Genomic DNA, 23,855 nt, shown 5'->3' with positions numbered 1-23,855 from the left:
TCGGCAATCATTGACGCGTTTTTCTTTCCGTCACGGACGGCCCCTTAATCCTGAAATACTTATAGGTCCGTAAAAGCAATGACTGGCTCTTCCTGTGAATTCTCGTCCGGAACTACTGTTGAAATCAGAATTTGGCGAAAAACAACCCGCCTGAATTTTTCAAATGGAAGTCTGGCCTTCAATTGTAATGCATGTCAAATATTATATTGACGCAGTACAATTACAGAAGTTGTGGCAAAGGCTCCGGTGATCGTTTCAGGAGACCTTTGATTAAGGTAAGCCCTTGCTGGAATCTATTTGTATTGGCAACGCCCCCGATGGCGACCCGGATCGCATTTAAAGGTTCGCATTGCGCTGTCATGAAAGGTTGTGGCGGGGCCACGGCAACCCCGAGTGCTTTCGCATGTTCCACCATGCTAAGGGCTGTCCATTGCTCTGGTAGCGGGAGCCAGAAATGCAGGGCGGCAGGATGGCCGATCCAAGCAAATTCGGTTAGTTCTTCATCCACGATTTTATAGCGTTCAGCAAGTTTGTCGCGCTGCCAAAGCACCAGTTCGTCTGCTGTACCGTCATCAATCCAGCGGCTTGCGAGTTCCGAGATCAAGGGAGTGGCCATCCAGCTGAATACGATTAGTCTTCCAATAATCGAGGGCAGCAAGGCTTCGGGCGCAACCAGATATCCTGTTCTCAGGCCAGGCATAACGCATTTTGTAAAAGAGGTAAGATAAATAGATCGTTCCGGGGCAAGCGCAGAGATTGGAGTTGGGCGGATTTCCGGTAGAGGGCCGAGGACATCATCCTCGATTATCAGGATATCATATTGCCGCGCGATTCGGATGAGTTCCTCTCGCCTTTCTATTGACATGAGGCCGACGGACGGGCTGGCAAGGGTTGGAACAGTGAAGAAAACTTTCACGTCCTGCTGTTTGCAAGCTTCTTCAAACGCCTCTGGTAGAACTCCCTCTTCATCCATTCGGAGGCCATGGAGGCGCAGGCCGAGATAGGAGCAGAGGGAGATAATAAGATGGTGAGCAATTGCATCTGTTACGACTACATCGCCATGGCGGGCAACCGAGGAGAGGGCCGTCGCCATGCCGTGACAGACACCATTGGTCATGACAACATTTGCGGCAGAAGTCTCCAGTCCGCACTTCGATAGCCATTTCACGCCCGCATGGCGATGCTCCTCCAGCCCGATATTGGGCCGACAGGCAAGATAGGCGTCCGGGTTCAACCCTTCGGACATAACGGCAAGAGCGGATTGCATCTTCTCAACATGAATATTGTCATACAAGGGTCTGGCAATAGAAAGATCAATGAGCCCTTGGTCAGTCCTCTCCATTAGAAATGGCTGGCGGGAGGTGTGCGTGGGGTCCAGAACAAACGTTCCGCGTCCGACCTGACCACCAATAAGGCCGGAACGCGTGAGCTCATCATAGGCCTTGCTAACGGTATGAACACTGACGTGTAAAATATCCGCTAGAGTTCGATGCGGCGGGAGGCGCTCTCCAACAGCAAGTTGCCCATTGGAGATTGCGTCCCTGAGGAGGTTTGCGATACCAATATGGAGGGGGCGATCAAGTGTTTCACGCTTGGGGATCCATTTTGTCATGCAACAATTGTAGCGGATAGCATGACAACTGCAATATAATTCCCTTAAGTGTTATCCCCGCCAAAAACGCGGACTGTTTGCTCCGTTCAATCTGTCACGCATCAGCTAATGTTGGATAGTCGACGTATCCTTCTGGGCCACGACTATAGAAGGTTGCGCGATTATATGGCGTTAATGGTACATCCAGTCTTAATCGCTCGGGCAGGTCAGGGTTGGAAATAAAGAAGCGGCCAAACGCAATCGCGTCGGCATCGCCATTCGCCAACATGTTATTGGCGCTCTCCTTGTCAAAATTGCCCGCGGCAATCAGGATGCCATGCCAAATGGAACGAAAGAGTTCTGCTGCGGAAGGCACATCTTTATGATCCACATCGCGTTGACCTGTGCCACTGGCGCGCGGCTCAATCAGATGCAAATAGGCCAAGCCGAGCTTATCAAGTTCGCTGATGAGGTGGGAATAGAGCGGCATTGGTTCATCCTCTCCACTGTCGTTTGCAATACCAAAAGGCGACAAGCGAATACCGACGTGATTTGATCCCCAAACTACAGCAATAGCTTTCGTTACTTCCAACACCAAGCGGCAGCGATTTTCAATTGAACCGCCATATTGGTCAGTGCGCTTGTTCGTTCGCGACTGGAGAAATTGTTCCAGCAGATAGCCGTTGGCCGAGTGGATTTCGACGCCATCAAAACCGGCCTCTTTGGCACTGCTGGCGGCATGGACATAACGTTCAATCAAGTCCGGTATTTCTGCAGTCTCCAGCGCCCGAGGTATGGGGCAGGGCACACGCTTGAACTCTTGCGTCGTAACCTCAACATTTGCCGGTACTGCGGATGGAGCAATCGGTAGCCCGCCGTCAGGTTGATAGGAGGGGTGAGACAGGCGACCCATATGCCAAAGTTGCAGATAGATCTTTCCGCCTTTGGCGTGAACCGCCTTCGTGATCAGCTTCCACCCCGCGATTTGCTCTGAAGAATGAATGCCGGGCGTGCAAGGGGCCCCTCTGCCATCCTCTGAAATCTGAGAGGCTTCGGCAATGATTAGGCTGTCGCGACTTGCGCGCTGGCCATAATACTCTGCCATCAGTTCGTTAGGGATGTTGCCAGGAACAGTCGCGCGCATCCGTGTCAATGGCGCCATCACAATGCGATTTGATAAGCGCAGCTCACCAATTGCAATCGGCGTGAATAAATTGATTGTCGTCATCGTTTATTATTGCCCTTAGAATTTGTCGACGTGAGCGAAGAGCCTAACGTACCCTGACATTAAACACTAGCTCAGACTAGCCAGCCGATCGGTCATTATAAAGGGTGACAACCTCTACAGAAGCTGTTCCAATTATTTTGGTAGGTGGGTTGTAAGAAAAACTTACTGGAATTTAAGATGGAGTCACAGACATTGCATCGATATACGGAAATTATCAGACGATATTATGAAGGATGTTCCATGGCAGATTTTGATCTGATGATGTCTACCTTTGACCCGGACATCGTCCATTATTTTGTTGATCATGCGCCGGTAATAGGGGCGGCGGCCTTGGCAAACTATTGGGTGAAGGTCGGTCCGAAAACAAAGGCATCATGGGCTCTGGATCATATTATAATTCAAGAGCCGGAAGCCGTTATTGAATGGAGTATGCCCTGGACATCACCGGTTGATCAGAAGCGTCAGACGTTGCGTGGTACGGAGTGGTATATATTCAGAGACGACAAGATAACCGAGATCCGGAGTTATCATAATAACCACTACCTACAAAACCCGAAGAACCGGGAACTTTGGGACTTTCCCTATATAGAACGTGGATACCTGCCGTGAACAGATGCTGTTATAGCGGTTGACAGACAGTAGCTAACAATCGCAGCATTAAGAACATTCAACTTATTCGAAATAAGGAACAATAATATGTCGGGAACCGACCAAGAGCTGTTTAACCTAGCTATGTCAGAAGAGGCGCGCCCCTTACTTTATGCTGTGCAAAAACATATTGAGGAAAATGTTGCGCCAATTACTGAAGAATTCTATGCCCTGAACGAAGGGAAAGAAGACCGTTGGAGCTGGCATCCGCGTCAGCTTGAATTACTTGACGGTGCTAAGGCGAAAGCCAAGGAATCGGGATTGTGGAACTTCTTCTTGCCCGACGCGGAGACCGGCGAAGGCTTAAGTAATCTGGACTATGCTTATATCGCATCGGAGCTCGGCAAGAATAGCCTTGCACCGGAAACCCTAAACTGTAGTGCTCCCGATACCGGCAATATGGAGGTATTGGAGCGGGTCGGAACACCGGAGCAGAAAGAAAAGTGGTTGAAACCATTGCTGAACGGCGAAATCCGGTCTGCATACGCGATGACTGAGCCGGGAGAGGCCTCTTCCGATGCAAAGAATATCAGCACCACGGCGCGTCTGGAAAATGGCGAATGGGTCATTAATGGCGAGAAATATTACATCTCAGGTGCCGGTGATCCTCGCTGTAAAATCATGATCACCATGGTGAAGACCAGCCCGGATGCCCCGTCGTCGAAACAGCAGTCCCAAATTCTGGTGCCGATTGATACCCCTGGTGTTGAGATTATCGAAGGGATGCAGGTATTTGGTGAAGATCATGCGCCGCGCGGTCATATGCATCTCAAGTTTAATAACGTGCGTGTTCCGGAAGAGAATATACTTCTGGGTGAAGGGCGTGGCTTTGAAATATCTCAAGTAAGGCTCGGACCCGGACGCATTCATCATTGCATGCGGTCAATTGGTCAGGCGGAGAAAGCCCTGGAATTAATGGTTAAGCGGGCTGGCAGTCGGACAGCATTTGGCAAAACCATTTTGAAGCTTGGCAAGAACCTTGAAGTGATTGCCCGTGCCCGCATTGAAATTGATGCCATGCGTCTGATGGTACTTCAGGCAGCAAAAGCGATGGATGTTCTCGGGAACCGGGAAGCACGTGTCTATGTCAGCGCGGTCAAGGCCATGGTGCCGGAAAAGGTATGCCAAATAATTGATCAGGCGATCCAGATTCATGGCGCGACCGGAATGTCCCATTGGACGCCACTAGCCAGCATGTATGCAAATCAACGCCATCTCCGCTTCGCCGATGGTCCGGATGAAGTGCATCATATGGTTGTTGGTCGGGCCGAGGCACAGAAGCACGATGCATGGTAGGGCCTGAGAACCAAAGAATAGTCATGAAAGATTTGATTGTTGAAGAATTCATGGTTCCTATCGGGGACCATGAACTATCCATTTTCTTGCGGAACAAGCGACGGACGGATGCCGTTCTGGGACGGCCAGACCGTACTTTGTTGTTTGTGCATGGGGCAACATATCCGTCGTCTGTGACCTTCGACTTTGCCGCGGGGGGCTACTCCTGGATGGATACGTTGGCTGAGGCAGGGTTCGACTGCTGGCTTATGGATATCCGCGGCTATGGGCGATCCGATCGACCGGCGGAAATGGAACAGGCGGCGGACGCCAACGGGCCGATTGTGCATACGGATGTCGCGATATCCGATCTTGGTATGATGGTTGACTATATTCTGGCGAAGCGCAGCATAGAGAAACTGCAACTGCTGGGATACTCATGGGGAACCTTAATCGCAGGTGCGTACACTGCTAAAAATAATGCCAAGGTCGAACGACTGGCTCTCTATGGGACAAGTATGCTGAATTCTGGCGCGTCTCTCATTGGAAATGATAGGCCAACGACGGCCTATCGCTATGTGGATGCTCAGTCGATTAAAGCTCGCTGGGAGCATGGGCTGAAACCAGCAGAGATTGCGGATATTATCGAGCCAGACTGGCAGCAGCAGTGGCTGGATGAAGCGGTCGCCAGCGATCCTAAATCTGGTGAACATGATCCACCAATGCTGCGTGCGCCGACGGGTGTGGTGGATGACAAGGTATGCCGTTGGTCGCAAGGTGTGTTCCAATATGACCCAGCTGAGGTCAGGGTTCCGACGTTGGCTATTGTGGGCGAAAAGGATATCGAAACGACGGCTGAGGGGGCGCTCGCGCTCTATCATAAACTGATCAATGCTCCCCATCGCCGCTATACGATCGTTGGAAAAGCAACACATTCCGCATTACTTGAACGGCGGAGGGATCAGCTTTTTCGGGCAATACAGTCCTTTCTTGAAGAGGAATTTTAAGGTAAGGATTATATATCTCTCGCAAGGATTTCCTGCGCCAACAAAATATTTACAAAAATAAGAGAAAAATAATGGACTTCGATACTATCGTGCGCGGAAGGCGCTCTATCCGCGGCTATAAACCGGACCCAATTCCAAAAGATGTACTGAAGGAAATAATCGACATTGCCGCCCGCGCGCCGTCTTCAATGAATACGCAGCCATGGCATTTGCACGTAATCAGTGGGGAGCCCTTGGATCGCATCCGTGCAGGAAATACAGAGCGGAACCTCGCAGGCGTACCGTCCTCCAGAGAGTTTCGAGTTGAAGATAAATATGAGGGTGTTCATCGCGATCGTCAGGTGAAAGTGGCCGTTCAGCTTTTTGAAGCCATGGGAATTGAGCGGCATGACGCGGAACGGCGTCAGGAATGGGTACTTCGGGGCTTTCGTCAGTTTGATGCGCCGGTCTCTGTGATCGTTGCTTACGACAAAAATTTGCAAGGGGATATCCGTCATTTTGATCTTGGGGCAATAACCTATGGGTTGGTACTTGCCGCCTGGAGCCGGGGTATCGGTGCCGTTATCAATAGTCAGGGTATTATGCAATCACCTGTCGTGCGGGAGCATGCTGGGATCCCCGAAAATCATGTGATCCAGACGGCAGTTGCTATGGGGTATCCGGACGATAGCTTTCCGGCGAATGCGGTTGTCTCCACCCGCAGGCCGGTTGAGGAAGTTGCAACCTTTATCGGTTTTGAAGATTGAAGGTAACCACTTCTTTCGAGCCATTACTGTGGATAGACCGTAGCGGGTAAATCATCATATAATGCGCCTTAACATGATTAGGTAAAGAATACGGGGAATAGCCCATGGGGCCGATTTCAAATAGCTATATTTCGCAGCGGATTAAGCTTCATTATGTGGACTGGGGAAATCCAGAGGCACCGCCGTTGTTGCTTATCCATGGTGGGCGGGATCATTGCCGGAACTGGGACTGGGTGGCGGAAGAGCTGCGTCACGACTGGCATATCATTGCGCCGGACCTTAGGGGGCACGGAGACAGTGGCTGGTCCACGGATGGCAACTACAATGTCCAGAGCTATGTATATGATATCGCCCAGCTTATCCATCAAAAGGAATTGAGCCCGGTAACGATTGTTTCTCATTCTCTCGGTGGCAGTATTGCGCTCCGCTATACGGGGCTCTATCCAGAGAATGTCAGAAAGATTGTCGCGATAGAGGGGCTAGGATCATCCCCAAAAATGATAAAGGAGGCGCAAGCCGTCCCGATGGCCAAACGCTGGCGTGACTGGATTGATCAGAAGCGAGCGGCAAGTGGTCGTTTGCATCGCCGCTATGATACATTTGAAGATGCCCTTGCACGCATGAAGGCTGAGAATAAGCATTTGTCAGACGAGCAGGCCCTACATCTGACAACCCATGCCGTCAACCAGAATGAAGATGGTACATTCAGCTGGAAATTTGATAATTATATGCGTGTTTGGGGACCGTCTGACATCAGCCAGGAGGACACCCAAACATTGTGGAGCGAAATCACTTGCCCGACAATGCTGTGCTACGGCAATGACAGCTGGGCGTCAAACCCTGTTGATGACGGGCGTATAAAGCATTTCAAGAATGCCATCGTGAAAAATTACAATAATGCGGGGCATTGGTTACACCATGACCAGTTTGATAAGTTCACAGCGGATTTGAGAGACTTCTTGTAACGGCTTGGGAATAGTGTGCGGGCGTTGCTATATGTGCTGACTTCCCAAAAGAAGAAGGGAGCATCGCTCACACATCCTCTCGTCCATGCCCAAAAATTCACTCAATCCCTGCAATGGTGCCGGAGGGATGGGATTCACCTTCCGGAAGATCTTCTGACATCACCTGCTTATAGGCATGCCAAGTCGCGTGACCGATGAGCGGTAGGGTGACAATCAGTCCGACCCCTGCTGTGGCCAAGCCAATTCCGGTGAAAACAACGATAATAGCAGCCCAAAGAAGCATTGCGTTCCGGTTTTGTGTGACGGCGTAGGCACTGGTAATAAGCGAGGGCAGTAGCACTGATTTCCTGTCCATCATCATCGGCATGGCGAAAGCTCCCACAAGAAATATACAGGTGGCAAAAACCGCACCAACAATGGCTATTGATATTCCGAAATAGACGCCTTCCATACTGAGGGCGCGCGTCAGGATGATGCGCCATTCTGGCATGATTCCCGGGAAATTCAGTGCAAAAACTGTAAAGGAAATGCGTATCCAAACCTGAAATACAAAGGCGAGTGCAACGCCAAAACCAAAGATCCCTAATTTATTATAGCGCGCGGCGGTAACTGCGGCCATAAAGGATACCTTCTCTCCGGCTGCGTATTGGCGGCTAATCTCGTAAAAACCGATTCCGACAGCAGGTCCTACAAGAAGAAAACCAGTCAGGCCAGGCAGGATCAGATAAGGCCAGCCCATGAAGTAAAATCCGAAGGATAAAATCAGCCCGAAGATAATAAAGAGAGCGGCATAACTTACACTGACAACAGTATTAGCTTTCAGGTCTAACCAACCGGCGGTGAGCCAACTCCAGACGTCTTCCGGCCCCACGTCGCTTACCAAAGCCATCTCCTTTACAAGGAAGTTGGCTTTCATTGGCTTATTTGTCAGTGTTTCTTTTGTGGGCGTGATAATTTTATCTCTCATCATGCATCCCTCCCCAAGCATACACATATCCATGCAGCTTATGAGCAATCCGGGACTCAGTAAAGCTTCCTTAAAATAAAGAAGAGGCTATATCTGAGGACGGTTCGGAACCAGCACATGCAGGTAGTTAATCCGGATATGTGATGAATTCTATCTCATAACCAAAGCTGCCGTCTTCGCGCGCCATAATGGCAAATAATTTGAACCCCGCGCACACCACCATCGCCAATCATTAGATTGTCGTACTTTAGCGCTAAACGACAATAGGTGACGTTAAAGGGTAAACTCGGAACTATCAGGAAAATTAGCTAGTTCCGAGTTTATCCTATCCGTCTATTAAGCGAAACTCCGGATCTGTTTGCACTCTAATACAAGAGATATTCGCATTGGAAAATCAATTCAGTGCGTTCGGTAAGAACAGACTGATTTCCGGTACGAGTATCAACAGCAGCAAAGTCAAAATATCCATAACGAGGAACCAGAGGACGCCTTTGAATATGGTTTCAAGCTTAACTGTGTCACCAATCACCCCTTTTAGAATATAGACATTCAGTCCGACAGGCGGAGTAATTAGACCGATTTCAAGCAATTTAATCATGATGACGCCAAACCAGATCAGGTCATAACCCAGATTTTCGATCACAGGCACAACCACTGGCAACGTCAATAGCATGATCCCGAGTGGGTCCATAAACGTTCCAAGAACGACATATACCAGCGACAGGGCTAGTAGGATAACAATCGGCGGATAATCGAGCGATAGCGCTAAATCCGACAAGAAACCAGCAACCCCGGTAATAGCAATAAAGCCAACAAATATTTTGGCGCCTATGACAACGGCAAATATACTGGCGGATTGGGTCACTGTTTCAAGAATCGAAAGCTTCGCTTCTTTTGCCTTCAATCGTTTGGAAAGGGCGGCTAGACCCCACGCACCTGCGGCACCAACGGCGGCGGCCTCTGTCGGGGTTACTATACCGGCATAAATGCCACCCATCACAAGTACAAACAGAAGAATTATCGACCATGTACCTTGAAGGGATTTGTAGCGTGTATCCCAACTAACATTTTCAGGAGGCGGCGCTATTTTCGGGTTAATCAGGGCCCGAATGACGATCATAAGAATGTAGATCAATGCAGAAAGAATACCGGGTACCAAGCCTGCAAGAAGAAGCTTTCCAACGGATAGTTCGGTAAACAGGCCATAGATAATCATAAGAATACTTGGCGGAATTAGGGATCCCAGCGTACCGCTGGCGGCGATTACACCTGTTGCCAGTCCCTTGTCGTATTTGTAGCGAAGCATTTCCGGCACGGCGAGTTTACCCATGGCGGCAGCCGTTGCCAGGCTAGAACCACTGACTGCAGCAAACATTGCGCAGCCCATGACAGAAGCGACGGCGAGCCCCCCGGAAGCCGGGACAGCCATGCACGAGCCGCATCATATCCATCACGTGTAAATCCGAAATGAAAGGCGACGTAGCCCATCATCAAAAAGAGCGGAATGGCAACAAGGGAGAAGGAGGCAACGAATGAGTAGGGTTCAAACGCGATATAGTTTATCGCCGCCTGCCAGCCCCGTTCGAGATTGGCTTCCCGACCTGCAGGCCATCCAATAGCCAGAATGAGACCAACAAATCCGACGACCGCAAGCGCGACCGCAATTGGAACACGAATAATAATTAGTAGTAAAAGTACGCCGATTCCGCAGAATCCGAGAGTAATGGGATCCATAAAAATTTACTTTCTGTTCGTGAGCTCAAGCCCGGCTTTGACCACGTCTATTGCAAACCGAAGCGTAAACATGAGAATGCCGACAAAAAATATGAAACGGACCGGCCATTCCGGTAATGATAGCGGGCCTTCCATATAATTTCCGGTAATCCACGCATCCAGAAAGTAGTGGAATGCTGAATAGGTCATGATCGCGAAAAACGCGAAACCAAGCAGAAAGCCGAAGGCGTCGAGGATCAGGTTTACGCGGTCGGAGAGTTTATCTGTGAACAAGGTCACCATGATGTGTTCGCGTTGTGACTGCACAAAAGCGAAAGGCAAGAACACGACGAACACCATGAGGAACTCATTCATCACCACATCGTCTGGTATTGGGGCGCCTATGACGTATCGGCCTAATACAGACAATGTGGTGATTGCAAGCATGAGCATAACGGCTATGCCGGCAACTAGAACGAGAGATTTCTCGAAATAGTGAAAGCTGTTTTTCATCTATTTTCCAGATTAATTAGTTACGAAATACAGCTCAACGGTTCCAAGGATAGCCCTTTTCTTCGAGCTCCTTCTGGTATTTTGCGAAAGTCGCATTGTACTGATCAATGACACTCTGGGAATCGATACCCTTGGCATCTGTTCTTTCTTTCCATTCAACGACCAGCTCTTCTGCCGCAGCTCTCCATTTCGCGCGCTCAGCCTCATCAAGAGTGGTAATTTTCATGACTTTACCGTCAATGCCTTTGAGCAATTCGGCGCGGGCAGAAGCGTTATCTTCGATCAGGGCTTTGGAGTAATGTTCAACAAACTCCTCGCTGACTTCCGTCATGATATTCCTGATGTTTTCAGGCATTTCATTCCATTGCTGGCGATTTATACCTGCACCATATCCAACAACCTGCCCCATGTTGACTTCCGTTACATAGTCCGCAACTTCATAAAATTTATATGAACGGGTCGCAAACATGTAGGTAGCACCGGCATCAACTGTACCGCGGTCCATAGCCTGATAGATTTCGCTATGACCGAGATTTACAGGAATGGCGCCGAGGTTTTTCAAAAGCGTAATAAAGCCGGCAGTCGCCCGGATTTTTTTGCCATCGAGGTCAGCAGCTGATTTGATCTCAAAGTTTGAAACAATCTCGCTGGGGCCTGTGGTGAAGTTAGCCAGCAAATGAATGCCGTTCTTCTTCATCTCGTTGGAAAGCTCTGGCATTGTTCTTTGCAGATCTTGCCAAGTCCTGAGCGTAACCCAGATATCGCCAGCGACAAACGGGATGTTTCCGTAGTTCCATACCGGCATTTCGGCAGGGTTGTAAGGGCCCATTATGGTTCCCGCATCTGCAAGGCCGGTAGAAACGGCCCTCAAGGTTTCCTTGCCCTTGGATAGCGCTTGGCTCCAGAAAAATTCGATTTTTACTTCGCCGTTTGTGCGTTTCTCAATTTCAGAAGCCCACCATTTCAAGGATTCTGCCCGCGCTCCGCGTGGCGGGCCGAGTTCGCTGTAACGGAGGTGATATTCTGCATATGCATTCGCGCTGAAAGCACACAAAGTGAACAGCGTTGCCATAAGAGCGAGGCTCTTGGCTAACTTAGATAAAAGTTTCATTGTTTTTCCCTGACTAGAAAATTCTGTCTGTGCCTCGGTACGTTTATTCTTTGTTACTTGGTCGTACGAAACTACGTCGGAATGGTGGTATAGAATTTAAAAATAGTCAATAGGTTGAGTGTAAATTCGGGCGCGCCGATTTTTGGTTTAATGCGTTTCCGCCTACTTCCCTTTAAATTCTGCCGGACGGTTTTCCTGGAAAGCTTTAACGCCTTCCATAAAGTCGTCAGTCTTAAATGCTTGTCCCTGACATGCTGCTTCAAACCTTAATGAATCAGCAATGCCATTACCTTGGGCGAACGCAATTTGCCGTTTGATCAGACCCAATGCTACTGAAGGGCCATTCGCGAGTCGTTGAGCCAGACTGGTTGCCTCATCAGGAAGCTTATCGTCGTCGACAACCTGCCAAATCAAGCCCCATTCTTTAGCTGTTTCGGCGTCGATGGGCTGATCCCCGAACATTGCAAGGGCAGTAGCCTGAGCAGTTCCGAGCTTTTGAACGAGAGACCAGGACATGCCACCATCCAAAACGGCACCAATTCGCGAAAAAGCGGTCAGAAGTTTCGCCGAGCGGGCGGCGATCAAGATATCCCCCGATAGCGCCAGCCCGCAACCAGCGCCTGCGGCCGCGCCATTGAGAGCAATCACAACCGGAACCGGCACTTCTCGAACAGCGAGAATAAGCCGATTTATTCCCGCCATCATTTGCCCTTCAATAAAATCCCGCCGATCCGCGAGTCCGCTTCCCTGCAAGTCCGCCCCAGCACAAAATCCTCGACCTGAGCCGGTTATCATTATTGCCCTAGCCGAACGGCTCGCAGTGACATCCATTATGGCGTCTGTTAGGTCATTTATCAGCTCTGCAGACATGGCATTCATCTGTTCCGGCCGATTTAGCGTCAATCTCAATAGATTTCCCTCAGTCTCCCTAATCAATTCAGCCATTTGGGTCGTTCCTTTTTACAAGATGGTCATTAAGAGTTTCATGAAAATGGACGATTGCTTTTTCATAATATCCGAAAGTGAAATGACTGTTGGCCTTGGAGCCTAAACCTATTTGTATCGTGCGGGCAGCTTCCCGATCTTCCTCAATGCCAGAATTCTTGACGAAGCCGGCGTCGCGGATTGCAACATCCAGATCGACGGGAATACCCTGTGTGTCAAGGTTGCGCATACGGTATACAACTGACCGGGTCTCGATAGGGGACACCGGCTCCAGCACGACGAGTTGCGTATGATTGGAGAGAACGGAGAGGTGAGTATTGGGAAAGAGTTGGTAAACATCTGTGGTCATCCCGTTGATACGCCGTTTTTCACGCGGAATGTCTCGCAGTTTATTTATGCGGCGAAACGGGAAAATAATACGGGAGTTGGTTCCAAAAACCTCTACGACATTTACGTTGTCCAAGCCGTAGGGGAAAAATGTACGGTTATGAAGGCTCTTGATATGGTACCCCTCCATTGATGTTTCTGCGATGAGTTTCCAATTCGCGGCATCCGTATATTCACCGTGGTCGAACATGTCCTGCCGAGGATCGAGGATGTCCGGCAATGCGTCGAGAGCGCCATTCGAAAGTGGCGCGTCCTGTGTTACAAACACAAGACCTCCGCGCTCTTCCGCCTTAACGGGGATCAACCCATGTTCCGCCATATCCACACCGGGAAACCCTTCTTGGCCGGGAATATGTTTGAGATTTCCCTCTAGGCCATAAGTCCAGGAGTGATAAGGGCATACGAAAGCGCGGGCACAGCCGTTCCCGTTTGCGACGGCCATTCCCCGATGTCGGCAACTGTTGCGGAAGGCGCGCACAATACCGTCGTCCCCGCGCACTACGACAATCGGCGTTAATGCGGCTGTACGGGCAACAAACGATCCATTCTCTGGCACGGCCGCAGAGGGGCAGAAAGGGACTGGCAGGCGGCGCAGCATCTCTACTTCCGCCTGAAAGCGTTCCTCTGAATGATAATTTTCAACCGGTTCGCGCCAAACGTTTTCTCCCACGTCTGTGGTTTTGGCATCTAAATGTGAGAAAATTCTGTCGATAACATCGGCATCGCTTAGTATCATGGCCATGGTTTAGCTCTTATAATTATTTATATTCAGGACGTATGCTATCTGACTTGTTTGGTTCTTGTCCACTCAGTTGAATTATTGTCACTGCCCTGACTAAGTTAGACATAGTGTTTTGTCTTTAATTTTATTATTCACCCTGAATGTATGTATCGACTACGAAATCTGGCAGTTTTGTTCGAAATGCACAGGCGATCTTTTTGGGGTCAATAGGAAGTCTCATTCAGATGACCGACGATATAGAGGGCATGTGAATGGCGGTCTTGGAAAAGTAAAGTAGATAATTACACCTTACGAAGCACTCAGAGAAAAGCTATATTCAAAACTCAAAATGGATCCCCCTTAGCCGCGCCCCGCAGGCAGCAAATATTAGGAGCGAATATGTCGACTGTTGGTCACTCAATTTTTGAGCTTGAGAATCTGACGCTGCAACGAGGCATCACTTTGCCGCGGGCAGAGATCGCCTACCAGACATATGGCCGTCTCGCCGATGATAAATCCAATGTCATTTTGTATCCAACTTCTTACGGCGCCCAGCATTACGATACCGAATGGCTGATCGGCCCTGGCCGGGTTCTTGATCCGACAGACTGGTTTATCATCATTCCTAATATGTTTACGAATGGTCTGTCGACGTCGCCGTCCAACATAGTCGCACCGTTTGGCCCGGATCGTTACCCTCTTTTCACCCATTGGGATAATGTCCATGCGCAAGAACGCCTGCTCACCGAGGTTTTCGGGATCGAGCGGATAGCGCTCGCCTATGGCTGGTCTATGGGGGCGCAACAGGCATTGCATTGGGGCGCGATTTTTCCTGATCGGGTTGAGCGGATTTGCTCGGTCTGCAGTTCCGCCCGCACCTCAGTACATAATCAGCTGTTTCTTCAAGGTGTACGCGTGGCATTAACGGGCGATCCTCATTGGCAGGGAGATCATTTTTCGGCTCACCCGGTGCGCGGCCTCAGAGCCATGGGCCGTGTCTATGCCGGTTGGGCGATGTCGCAGGCATTCTATCGTGAGAAACTATACGAAGGGGTTGGTTTCAATTCGCTAGAGGATTTCCTCGTGCGCAGTTGGGAGGCTAATTTTCTCCGTCGTGATGCTCATGATTTGCTGGCAAGCCTGGATACATGGCAGGCGTCGGATATCTCGGACAATGATATTTATCAGGGCGATCTGGCACGGGCGCTGGGGGCCATAACAGCCAAAACCATCGTTATGCCTTCCAAAACTGATCTTTATTTTACACCTGAAGACAGCGCGCTGGATGCCGCGCAAATGCCGAACGCTGAATTCCGACCAATAGAATCAATCTGGGGCCATCGTGCTGGCAACCCGTCGCAGAACCCGGAAGATGAGGCAGCTCTGCGACAGGCGGTCGAGGATCTGCTCAAGGACTGACTAGAGGTCCTCTTGGGCAGGCTTGGCATTATCCCACCCCTAACCAAATGCTTAATTTAAGCCAACTAGACGGAAGACACGGGCCGCCCCTCTTCTGGGCGAACCGTCATTTTACATTATAGCGAAGCATGAGGCGCAAGATATGAAGTCTAATGACTAATTTACTTCATGCGATGGAGAGCACAAATTTTATTACCCGTTGGATCTCGTAAGTAAGCAAGATACAGGTTGCCATTAGCACTTTCGCGAACTCCAGGAGGGTCCTCGCACGTAACGCCGCCGTTAGCTAGGCCAGCGGCATGCCACTTGTCTGCCTGATCCGTATCCGATGCCGCAAAACCGATCGTACTACCATTGCCGTTGCAGGCCGGCTTTCCGTCAATAGGTTTGCTGATCGAGAACACGCCTGTTTTTGTGCGGTAGAAACAACGACCCATGCTGTCAATCACACCAGGCTCATGACCTAGCTCCCCAAGGATTGCATCGTAAAAGACTTTTGCTTTCTCAACATCGTCGGCGCCAACCATTACATGACTAAACATTTTAACCCCCATTATGGTATTTGATATTAGTTAGTTAGCCATGATGGTATCCTGTGTACTCATAGAATACAAACAACAACCCACCCAATAATAGGCAAAAACCTCAGAAGTAAATTTGAGAATTATTCACTCAGGGCGGGCTATGATGTTGCATTTACCCGCAGGTTTTCGATCTCCAAAGCCATGTCCTCGGCCAATTGGATGAAATCTCCAGTATCCATCCCCTGATGCAAAGCCAGTCGCAGCGCGGTCACATTGGCTTGAAAACGGCGAGCCAAGCGGTTTGGATCAGCATTGCTACTTAGCTCGCCCGTGTCTAGGGCGGCGGAAAAAGCGGCAGAAAATTCGTTTTGCATTGCACTTAGATATTCGCGTGTCGCGGCGGCAATGGCAGGGTCGGTCGTACGCGTATCAACCAAGGTTTTGGTCAACATGCAGGCTTGCCGGGACATATCATTCGGAGCCAGTCGTGCATAGGCACGAAAATGATCGGCCAGGGCATCCAGCGGCGAGGCTGCGCGCAAGACCTGATTGCGAAACCCTGCGCGGGATTTTGCGAAATAGCGCTCTAGCGCCAACATGTATAGGTTTTCTTTACTGGAAAACGCCGCATAAATGCTGCCAGGCTTCATCGTCAGCGCTGCTTCCAAATCTTTGAGTGAGGTTGCGTGAAACCCTTTCTCCCAGAACAGTACCATGGCTGCGTCGAGAGCAGTTTCACGATCATAAGGGGCGGAACGGGGCATGGTTAGGTGGTTTCTTTAGTCAGTTGGACCAGGATTTTTGTGTAATTGTCGACCCCTTGCGCGCCTGTGATAAGGTGTTTCTGGTCAAATACCATTGCCGGTACGCCGCGAATACCTTGTTGGATCCAGAAATTCTGCTCCTGCCGGACGTCAGACGCAAACCGTTGTTCTTCCAGAACCGCCAGTGCTTCGGTTCGATCAAGCCCAGTTTCCCCGGCTACATCAGCCAGAACCGCCATGTCAGACAAGTTCCGCCCCTCAGTGAAATGTGCAGTGAATAACGCCATCTTCAGATCATTCTTGCGCCCCTGTTTGTCAGCCCAATGAAGCATCTGGTGGGCATTGAACGTGTTATGCATGCGCATGTCTTCAGTGAACCTGAAATCAAAACCAAGATCAGTGCCAAGCTTAGTCATCTGCTCCCGACTCTGCGCTGATTGCTCCGGAGTTGAGCCATATTTCTCGATGATATGCTCGCGAGTATTCTGGCCCTCTGGTGGCATCTCGGGGTTCAGTTCGAATGGGTGCCAGTGGATATCATGGGCGGTGCCCGTAGCTTCAAGTGCTCGTGCTAACTGTTGATACCCAATGATGCACCAAGGGCACATCACATCGGATACAATGTCGATGCGGAGTGGTGTTGTCATGTGATAATCCTTTTATCATATCCGAGGTCGCTACGGTCGTCTTCTTGTCATAATCGCAAATAATCGGTGCCAAAGACCAGTGAAATCAGTTTTTCTGTCAAGTTGATTTGATCGGAGCCCGCTTTTTCAGGCCAAGAAAAGACTGGGGTTTTGCCAGGAAAATTGGGAGCTTGAAGCATTCATGTTTAACTTTTGCGAAGGTATTAGGGCAGAGGAACTCTCTGCCCTAAAATATTGTATAGCTAGGCGGCCTTGGGCGCTCTCTCCCACGTATATTTTTGGAACACTTGATCAATTGGCGTCTGGGCAAAATGGTTGGTATAGTTGGACATAAGTTTTTGTGCGGCACCGAGAATAACTTCCAGGATATTGGTCTGGCTGAAACCCGCCGCCAGGAAGGCTTGTGTATCAGCCTCGTCCACAAAACCACGATTGCGAATAACCAGTAAGGTGAAGTCGCGCAGCGCTTCCAGCTTAGCAGTCGGTAGTGGAGTTTCGTTGCGCAACGCCTCAGTGATCGCGTCATCAATCTTCATCATTTTGGCAATACCAGTATGCGCAGGCACACAGTAATGGCAGTCCTGCTCAACATTCACCGTTTGCCAAACGACAGTTTTTTCCTCGTCAGTCAGGCTTGTGGCCATGAATTGTTGATGGGCAAAATTATAGGTAGCCAACAGACCCGGAGCATCAGCCATGATAGCATGAAGCCCGGGGATACGGCCGTTGTTCTTCAACGATTTTTCCAGGTGCGGCTTAGAATCTTCCGGGGCTGTTTCAATAGTGTGTTTGATGAAGTCAGTCATTTTCTTACCTTTTAATTTTGAGTTTAGATTAATTGGTTTTGTACGGGATTAGTGCTGGCTGGGGACGATGACATAGAATTTGTCTAGCCTGCCTTAACCGGCTGCGACTTGATTGGTGAGTTCAATTTGGATGCAACAAATGGCTCTAATAGTGATCGCATAATCCTTGTATTTCTCTTTCAACGTCATTGTTCGAGTCCTCTGTCATGCTGTGCTGGTGATGAAATAGTCACATTTGAGTGATTACTCAATATCTAGTTTGAGTAATCACTCAAATGTGAAGTCAACAGCGTAGAACGTACATAAGGTGCCAGCGTATCCCGGCCAATCGGCGGAGCGAAGTTGAAGCAATTACTGGTAATGCCGGGCCCATCCTCTAAGAGTCCAAGAAGCTTTACAGGGGAGGATATTCTGTCAGATTGCCCTCTTACTTTTAAGCTCGGTAATTCGGTCTTCACTTATGCCAAGAGATTTATAAACATCATCAGTGTCCTGCCCATGTACAGGGCCGGTACGGGATACGGAGCCCGGCATTTTAGCGTATTTCGGGGTAACGGCCTGCATGGCAACCGGCCCGAGTTCCGGGTCGTTGACCTTGATAATGGCGTCACGGGCCTTAAACTGCTCGGAGTTGAAAATGTCTTCAATCGATAGTACCGGGCCACCGGCGACTCCGCCTGCTTTCATTTCCTCAAGAGCTTCGCTTTGTGTCTTGCCCGCGAACCAGGTGGCAACGATTTCATCCAGTTCATCCGCATGCTTTACCCGATTGCTGTTGGTCTTAAAGCGAGGATCGGTAATCAGTTCGTGCCGCCCAATTTGACGGGCAAAATTTTCAAAGATTGACTGGGCCGATGCGCTTAAGGAAATCCATTTACTGTCTTTTGAGCGATATATGTTGCTGGGGCCAGCATATTGGCTTCGGTTTCCGGACCTTTCTCTGACGTGCCCCAGTTGATCATACTCGATCGGGAGGAATTCCAGCAGACGAAACATTGATTCGACAAGGGACAAATCGATAACTTCACCGGGCGCTTCCGGATGTTTCGCCTTGTGCCAGCACGCCATAATGATACTGAGAGCACCAAAAATCCCGGTGGTTGCATCCGCGATAGGAAAGCCGATATGCATGGGTCCGCTCTCGGGGTAACCACAAAGATAGGTGAAGCCAGAGAAGGCTTCCGCCACACGTGCAAAGCCGGGACTCGTCGCATTGGGGCCTGTTTGTCCATATCCGGATACGCGCAGGATGATAAGGCCCGGGTGACGTGCCTGAAGTACCTCGGGTGAGAGACCGTATTTTTCCAATGTGCCGGGCCGGAAATTTTCTACGAGCACATCAAAATTGCCGATGATTTCAAGAAGCAGTTCCCGACCTTCAGGCTTACGTATATCCAGCGTAATACCTTTTTTGTTTCGGTTCGTAACCTTCCACCAAAGAGGTTTACCATCCTTGTGCGGAGGTAGATCACGTAAGGGATCCTCTTTATCTGGAAGTTCGACCTTGATAACTTCGGCACCAAAATCGGCTAAGAGGGTGGAGGCCATAGGTGCTGCGAGCATAGTTGCAAGGTCGAGTATTTTCAGGCCGGATAGAAGTTGTGGTTTGGCGCTCATTTTTTCCCTATCTGTTGATGGAATCATATTCTTTGCCGATCAGTTTTGCTGCCTTCATTGCGGCAGGGGCGCATTTATCTCTGTAGGATTTGTTGTATCTGTTGCGGGGCATAGCAATTGCTATGGCAGCAATTACTTCTCTGTCCCGGTTATAAATTGGAGCTGCAACGCCTGCGGCCTCCTCGGCCCATTCCCCTTGCGCGGTGCCCCATCCGTTGTTTGTGATGAAATCCAGCCGTTCCAGGAGGACTTGTTTTGTCAGACCGTATTCTTTCGCAATCGAGTCCGTTTCAATAAATGCATACAGGGTTTCCAGTTCGTCTTCTTTCATACCGGATACAAGACAGGCTCCGGACCCACTTAAATAGACACGATTACTCCTGCCCACTTCCATCACATAACGAACTGGTTGTAGGCTTGGCTCGGTCGCAATGACAACGCGATCCCAGCCTTCGCGGACTAATATGGTGGCTGTCTCTCCTGTCTCTTCGCGTGCTTTACGTAAATGCTTTCTGGATATTTCTGCCAGTCCATTCCGGTCAAGTATTGCGTCTACGAGTGACAGGCACCCAAATGAGAGAGAATATCGATCACTTGCAGGGTCCTGGACGAGCAACCCTTCATGCGACAAAGTCCGAGCAAGTCGAAACGTCGTGACTTTGTTAAGCTTCAACTCATCCGTCAACTCTTTAAGAGACATGTCTCTGCTGCCTCCTTTAAAGGCTCTTAGTACGGCGACCGCTCGGCTGACCGTTTGCAGATACTGCGTAGGATAGGTCTTTGGCGGGTTCACAATAATTTCTCCTGCATGTTGCTTCCCAATCTTTCGGTGCAATCAAATGACTCAGCTTGCCATGCCGATTGATGGTTCTTGACTATATTAGCTATTTTGCGATATTGTTTCAATATAAGATATAGAGTTACATATAATGAAACATAAGGCAAGGCTATGTATGGCCTAAGTCTATTTTTTGGAGGAGGAAAAACATGAAGATTGTTAGACATTTGTTTGCGGGCGCTACCTTGCTGCTTACTCTCGCTGCGCCTTCAGCATTCGCACAAGACCATCCTATTAATATTCCGTCGGGTCCTTTTGGAACAGGTAGCAACACCCTAAGCGGCGCTATGGAGCAAATCTCGAAGAAGACGAATGCTAAGATTCAGGTCGTCGCGGCAGAAAGCCCAGGGCTGGTATTTAATTTGAAGCAACTCAAGGCAGATCCGGCAACCAAGCCAGATACCCTTACGCCTTATACTTTTGGTCTTGCCTATCTTGCCGAGAACGGCCTGAAGCCGTTTAACGAGCCGACACCAGCGCCGAAACTTCTGGCGACTTATCTGTTGGGTTCTGTCTGGTTGGCGACATTGGACGAGAATATCAAGGAGCCAAAAGATCTGATTGGAAAGCGCGTAGGGTTGGGCCGGCCTCCGCAAATCTTGTGGACAATTGAACCTGAACTAATCATCAAGCATGGTTGGGGGCTCGACGGACAAATTGATATTGAATATCTTGGGACCAAGCAAGCCGCTCAGGCATTGCTGGATGGCACTGTAGATGCCGCCATCATCGGTGGATATGCCGATCCAATTAACAAGACTTTCAGCCCGAGCCCTCAAACATTGACGGTTGTCGGTAGCGGAAAGACGCTCTACCACATTCCGTGGGGAGAAGAGGCAGTTGCGAAGACGATTGCTGCCGGTGTCGGGATTAATAAGCTTACTATTCCGAAGGATGCAATCGCTGGTGTAAATGCAGACATGTCTGGCTTTTTTGACCCCATTGCATGGGGTGCCTATCCGGAGATGCCTGATGAAACTGCATATGAAATTACAAAAATGATCATCGAAAATGTCGGCATGTTTAAGGAGTATCATGCCTTAGGGAAATTAATGTCGCGCGAGTCTCTCGCCTATGGCGTTGATCCTTCTAAGATACATCCGGGCGCGCTCCGTGCTTATAAAGAAGCCGGTTTGAAATAATATAAAATCATACTGTACCTCCCGTCGGTAGCATTGCCGACGGGATTACCAGCCTATTATTTGGGGGATCCTTCATGGATAAAGGGTTTGATCGTGTTATCAGAATAGCGGTCTATGTCGTCGCCTTGGCGATGGTGGCGTATCATATGCTTAGCGCATATGGAATTCTGCTTGGAAGCATTGAACATCAAACTGTGCATTTGGCCTTTATTTTTGGACTCACCTTTCTTGTTGTTGTCCGCTCGGCTGCTGGGCCTGTTCGCCGCCTTATTTACCTGGGCTTTCTTGCTTGTGGTCTGTTTGTCACGGCATATGTATATGTCAATCTGGACGCCTTGGAACAGAATGTGGGTTTCCCCACCCCGACAGATATCGCGATTGGCATTCTAATGATTGTCCTTACATTTGAGGGGACACGGCAGGCTTGGGGATGGATTTTGCCGGTAGTTGCATTTGTGTTTGTTGCGTATTTCCTGTTCGGCAACTATCTCGGCGGCCCCCTCTATCACCGGCAATTCTCCCTGGGTTATGTAATTTCATATTTGTCGATCGGATTTTCGGGCATTTACGGCACGTTTCTATCTATCTCAGCGAACCAAATATTCCTGTTTGTTGTGTTTGGCAGCATGATGGGACTTTTGCGGATAAATGATTTTCTGTATGAGCTTGGCAAGCTTGTTGGACGGCGTGTCGCAGGTGGACCAGGCCAGACTGCCGTCGTCTCCAGTTCTCTTATTGGCATGGTTTCCGGCGCGGCGGTTGCAAATGTTGCCATCACTGGCGCCTTCACAATCCCTTATATGAAGCGGGCGGGATATTCAGCTCCCCTTGCAGGCGCGATTGAAGCGACTGCATCCACCGGCGGACAATTAATGCCTCCGGTCATGGGCGCCGCGGCATTTCTGATGGCCTTTTTTGTTGGGGTTCCCTACACGGATATCATGATCGCTGGCCTGATTCCGGCAATACTGTTCTACGTCGGAGTGATGCTGTCGGTCCAGTTTGCCTCCACTGCAGCCGGTATAAAAGCTCCGCGAGAGATGCCGAATTGGTCAGTTATTCGGCGCGGAGTTCCGATGTTTGTTATTCCTGTTGCGATCCTAACCGGCTTGCTCTTGTTTCGTTTCAGCCCGGCGTACGCCGCGTTCTGGGCTATTTGTACGGTTGTTGTTTTGAGTTTTTTCGATCTGGCGGTCGACCAACCGCTTCAGAATTTCTCGAGGCAGTGACAGATGGCGCAATCGTAGGTGCCCAGATTGGAATTTCCCTTTGCATTGTTGGCTTAATCTCGCAGACACTGATAACCACAGGTCTTGGCGGTAAGATTGCTGGCCTGGTTGAAGTTTTCAGCGCCGGCAATATTGTTATTGGCTTGCTGTTGACAATGGTCGTATCACTTATTTTGGGATGTGGCGTTCCGCCAGTTGCCGCATATAGCCTTGTTGCCCTTGTCGCGATTCCTACCATTATAAAAATGGGTGTGCCGGTCATGGCCGCACATTTTTTCTGTTTCTATTTCGCAATCATTTCCGCTGTAACTCCCCCAGTTGCCATGGGCGCTTTGGCCGCTTCGGCGATTGCCAAGGCGAATTACTTCGCCACGGCGATGAAAGCGTTTAAACTTTCACTCGCCGGGTTTATCATCCCTTTCTTTATTGTCTTCAACCCGGCAATGACCTTGCAAAGCACAGATATGCTGAATGCGATTATGTCTATCATCGCTATTTTCGTTGTATTGGCTGTCGGCACGGCGTTGCTTTATGGGACCGGTGCGGTTCGCTTTAGCGGAAGGGATTGGCTGTTTGGAATAATCGCTGTGGGAACCAGTATTGCCTACGCTTTGTGTAGAAACATCTTATCCGCAGAAATTGAACTGGTCTTATTCTTGATCGGATTTGCGTTTGCAGTGTTGTTATTCATGTCGCAGGTTCGTCAAAAGCGATTGGTTGTCAACAATCTTGCACTTAGGTGATGGTAATTAGGCGGCGTTATTCTGCTGAGAAAAATTGTTATCGAGAGTCATCACGCGATAATGCCATGATCCAAAAATTCAGAGATATAATAAGTTCAATTTAGATCTATTAGGAAGCTGCTAGGATTGTTCTGGCAGGAATATGACTAGGTGTCCAGACGCCCAAACTAAGCGCCTGCACCCGGAGCATGTGCGGGCAATTTGTATGACAACTCCTCAATTTAGGAGTAAACAAAATCATATTCCTGCGCTATTCATAAACAAATGCGTATCGTGAAGCAGTGGGCTCAATAATAAAAAAGGAAATGC

General features: G+C 49.5%; 22 protein-coding genes and 1 pseudogene. 9 read left to right on the top strand and 14 right to left on the bottom strand.

Annotated features, from left to right (window positions below; all coding sequences use genetic code 11):
- Positions 1 to 220: 220 nt before the first annotated feature.
- Together ehuR and AC0L73_RS06660 are read right to left on the bottom strand one after the other, a co-directional pair.
- The gene (gene ehuR, locus AC0L73_RS06665) at positions 221 to 1,612 is read right to left on the bottom strand and encodes a MocR-like ectoine utilization transcription factor EhuR (RefSeq protein ID WP_227949070.1); all 1,392 of its coding nucleotides are present in this window, start codon (positions 1,610 to 1,612) and stop codon (positions 221 to 223) included.
- A gap of 94 nt (positions 1,613 to 1,706) precedes the next feature.
- Positions 1,707 to 2,819 carry an alkene reductase gene (locus tag AC0L73_RS06660; protein WP_473655170.1) on the bottom strand — a complete coding sequence of 371 codons (1,113 nt, stop codon included), beginning with the start codon at positions 2,817 to 2,819 and terminating at the stop codon, positions 1,707 to 1,709.
- 177 nt (positions 2,820 to 2,996) lie between these two features.
- On the opposite strand from AC0L73_RS06660, the gene AC0L73_RS06655 reads away from it, so the two are divergent.
- The 5 genes from AC0L73_RS06655 (at position 2,997) to AC0L73_RS06635 (ending at position 7,460) form a co-directional block, all read left to right on the top strand.
- The gene (locus tag AC0L73_RS06655; RefSeq protein ID WP_227949074.1) at positions 2,997 to 3,428 is read left to right on the top strand and encodes a nuclear transport factor 2 family protein; all 432 of its coding nucleotides are present in this window, start codon (positions 2,997 to 2,999) and stop codon (positions 3,426 to 3,428) included.
- Positions 3,429 to 3,515: 87 nt separating this feature from the next.
- On the top strand, positions 3,516 to 4,763 hold the full coding sequence (locus tag AC0L73_RS06650; protein WP_227949076.1) for an acyl-CoA dehydrogenase family protein: 1,248 nt from the start codon (positions 3,516 to 3,518) through the stop codon (positions 4,761 to 4,763).
- Between the two features lie 23 nt (positions 4,764 to 4,786).
- On the top strand, positions 4,787 to 5,749 hold the full coding sequence (locus AC0L73_RS06645; RefSeq protein WP_227949079.1) for an alpha/beta hydrolase: 963 nt from the start codon (positions 4,787 to 4,789) through the stop codon (positions 5,747 to 5,749).
- Between the two features lie 71 nt (positions 5,750 to 5,820).
- Positions 5,821 to 6,495, top strand: coding sequence for a nitroreductase (locus AC0L73_RS06640; protein ID WP_227949081.1), 675 nt, complete (start codon positions 5,821 to 5,823; stop codon positions 6,493 to 6,495).
- A 104-nt stretch (positions 6,496 to 6,599) separates the two neighbouring features.
- Positions 6,600 to 7,460 (top strand): alpha/beta fold hydrolase, encoded by an 861-nt coding sequence (locus tag AC0L73_RS06635; protein WP_227949082.1) that lies wholly within the window; start codon positions 6,600 to 6,602, stop codon positions 7,458 to 7,460.
- Between the two features lie 97 nt (positions 7,461 to 7,557).
- On the opposite strand, the gene AC0L73_RS06630 is transcribed toward AC0L73_RS06635, so the two are convergent.
- From AC0L73_RS06630 to AC0L73_RS06605, 6 genes and pseudogenes are all read right to left on the bottom strand, one after another.
- Entirely contained in the window at positions 7,558 to 8,430 is an 873-nt protein-coding gene (locus tag AC0L73_RS06630; protein WP_473655169.1) for a DUF2189 domain-containing protein, read from the bottom strand.
- A gap of 391 nt (positions 8,431 to 8,821) precedes the next feature.
- Positions 8,822 to 10,161 (bottom strand): annotated as a pseudogene (locus tag AC0L73_RS06625) (TRAP transporter large permease).
- 6 nt (positions 10,162 to 10,167) lie between these two features.
- Positions 10,168 to 10,653, bottom strand: coding sequence for a TRAP transporter small permease (locus AC0L73_RS06620; RefSeq protein WP_227949088.1), 486 nt, complete (start codon positions 10,651 to 10,653; stop codon positions 10,168 to 10,170).
- Between the two features lie 34 nt (positions 10,654 to 10,687).
- On the bottom strand, positions 10,688 to 11,764 hold the full coding sequence (locus AC0L73_RS06615) for a C4-dicarboxylate TRAP transporter substrate-binding protein (RefSeq protein WP_227949089.1): 1,077 nt from the start codon (positions 11,762 to 11,764) through the stop codon (positions 10,688 to 10,690).
- A 162-nt stretch (positions 11,765 to 11,926) separates the two neighbouring features.
- Positions 11,927 to 12,709 carry an enoyl-CoA hydratase-related protein gene (locus tag AC0L73_RS06610; RefSeq protein WP_227949091.1) on the bottom strand — a complete coding sequence of 261 codons (783 nt, stop codon included), beginning with the start codon at positions 12,707 to 12,709 and terminating at the stop codon, positions 11,927 to 11,929.
- Positions 12,702 to 13,838 carry an aromatic ring-hydroxylating oxygenase subunit alpha gene (locus tag AC0L73_RS06605; RefSeq protein ID WP_227949093.1) on the bottom strand — a complete coding sequence of 379 codons (1,137 nt, stop codon included), beginning with the start codon at positions 13,836 to 13,838 and terminating at the stop codon, positions 12,702 to 12,704. The genes AC0L73_RS06610 and AC0L73_RS06605 overlap by 8 nt, the downstream gene beginning before the upstream one ends.
- A gap of 378 nt (positions 13,839 to 14,216) precedes the next feature.
- Here AC0L73_RS06605 and AC0L73_RS06600 point away from each other — a divergent pair, with 378 nt between their 5' ends.
- Positions 14,217 to 15,236, top strand: a complete 1,020-nt coding sequence (locus AC0L73_RS06600) for an alpha/beta fold hydrolase (protein WP_473655168.1) — start codon at positions 14,217 to 14,219, stop codon at positions 15,234 to 15,236.
- A gap of 161 nt (positions 15,237 to 15,397) precedes the next feature.
- Here AC0L73_RS06600 and AC0L73_RS06595 read toward each other — a convergent pair whose 3' ends face one another.
- The 6 genes from AC0L73_RS06595 to AC0L73_RS06570 all read right to left on the bottom strand — a co-directional run bounded on the left by AC0L73_RS06595 (position 15,398) and on the right by AC0L73_RS06570 (position 20,387).
- Complete coding sequence (locus AC0L73_RS06595; protein WP_227949097.1) at positions 15,398 to 15,778, bottom strand: VOC family protein; 381 nt, start codon at positions 15,776 to 15,778, stop codon at positions 15,398 to 15,400.
- 140 nt (positions 15,779 to 15,918) lie between these two features.
- Positions 15,919 to 16,524: a TetR/AcrR family transcriptional regulator gene (locus tag AC0L73_RS06590; RefSeq protein ID WP_227949099.1), complete on the bottom strand. Its 606-nt coding sequence runs from the start codon at positions 16,522 to 16,524 to the stop codon at positions 15,919 to 15,921.
- Between the two features lie 2 nt (positions 16,525 to 16,526).
- Positions 16,527 to 17,171 carry a DsbA family oxidoreductase gene (locus tag AC0L73_RS06585; RefSeq protein ID WP_473655167.1) on the bottom strand — a complete coding sequence of 215 codons (645 nt, stop codon included), beginning with the start codon at positions 17,169 to 17,171 and terminating at the stop codon, positions 16,527 to 16,529.
- 242 nt (positions 17,172 to 17,413) lie between these two features.
- Positions 17,414 to 17,977, bottom strand: coding sequence for a carboxymuconolactone decarboxylase family protein (locus AC0L73_RS06580; RefSeq protein ID WP_227949103.1), 564 nt, complete (start codon positions 17,975 to 17,977; stop codon positions 17,414 to 17,416).
- Between the two features lie 414 nt (positions 17,978 to 18,391).
- Positions 18,392 to 19,594: a CaiB/BaiF CoA transferase family protein gene (locus tag AC0L73_RS06575; protein ID WP_227949105.1), complete on the bottom strand. Its 1,203-nt coding sequence runs from the start codon at positions 19,592 to 19,594 to the stop codon at positions 18,392 to 18,394.
- Positions 19,595 to 19,601: 7 nt separating this feature from the next.
- Positions 19,602 to 20,387: an IclR family transcriptional regulator gene (locus AC0L73_RS06570; RefSeq protein ID WP_227949107.1), complete on the bottom strand. Its 786-nt coding sequence runs from the start codon at positions 20,385 to 20,387 to the stop codon at positions 19,602 to 19,604.
- Positions 20,388 to 20,581: 194 nt separating this feature from the next.
- Between AC0L73_RS06570 and AC0L73_RS06565 the strand changes: the two genes are divergently transcribed.
- The 3 genes from AC0L73_RS06565 to AC0L73_RS06555 all read left to right on the top strand — a co-directional run bounded on the left by AC0L73_RS06565 (position 20,582) and on the right by AC0L73_RS06555 (position 23,546).
- Entirely contained in the window at positions 20,582 to 21,574 is a 993-nt protein-coding gene (locus tag AC0L73_RS06565; RefSeq protein ID WP_227949109.1) for a TAXI family TRAP transporter solute-binding subunit, read from the top strand.
- A 74-nt stretch (positions 21,575 to 21,648) separates the two neighbouring features.
- A complete protein-coding gene (locus AC0L73_RS06560) occupies positions 21,649 to 22,803 on the top strand; it encodes a TRAP transporter permease (RefSeq protein WP_473655166.1) in 1,155 nt (384 codons plus the stop codon).
- On the top strand, positions 22,800 to 23,546 hold the full coding sequence (locus AC0L73_RS06555; protein ID WP_473655165.1) for a TRAP transporter large permease subunit: 747 nt from the start codon (positions 22,800 to 22,802) through the stop codon (positions 23,544 to 23,546). Before AC0L73_RS06560 ends, AC0L73_RS06555 begins: the two co-directional genes overlap by 4 nt.
- Positions 23,547 to 23,855: the final 309 nt, after the last annotated feature.

This window comes from Sneathiella sp. D3-11 (genome assembly GCF_055809395.1).
Note: the sequence above shows the minus strand (reverse complement) of the source record. Positions and strands in the feature narration are given on the sequence as shown.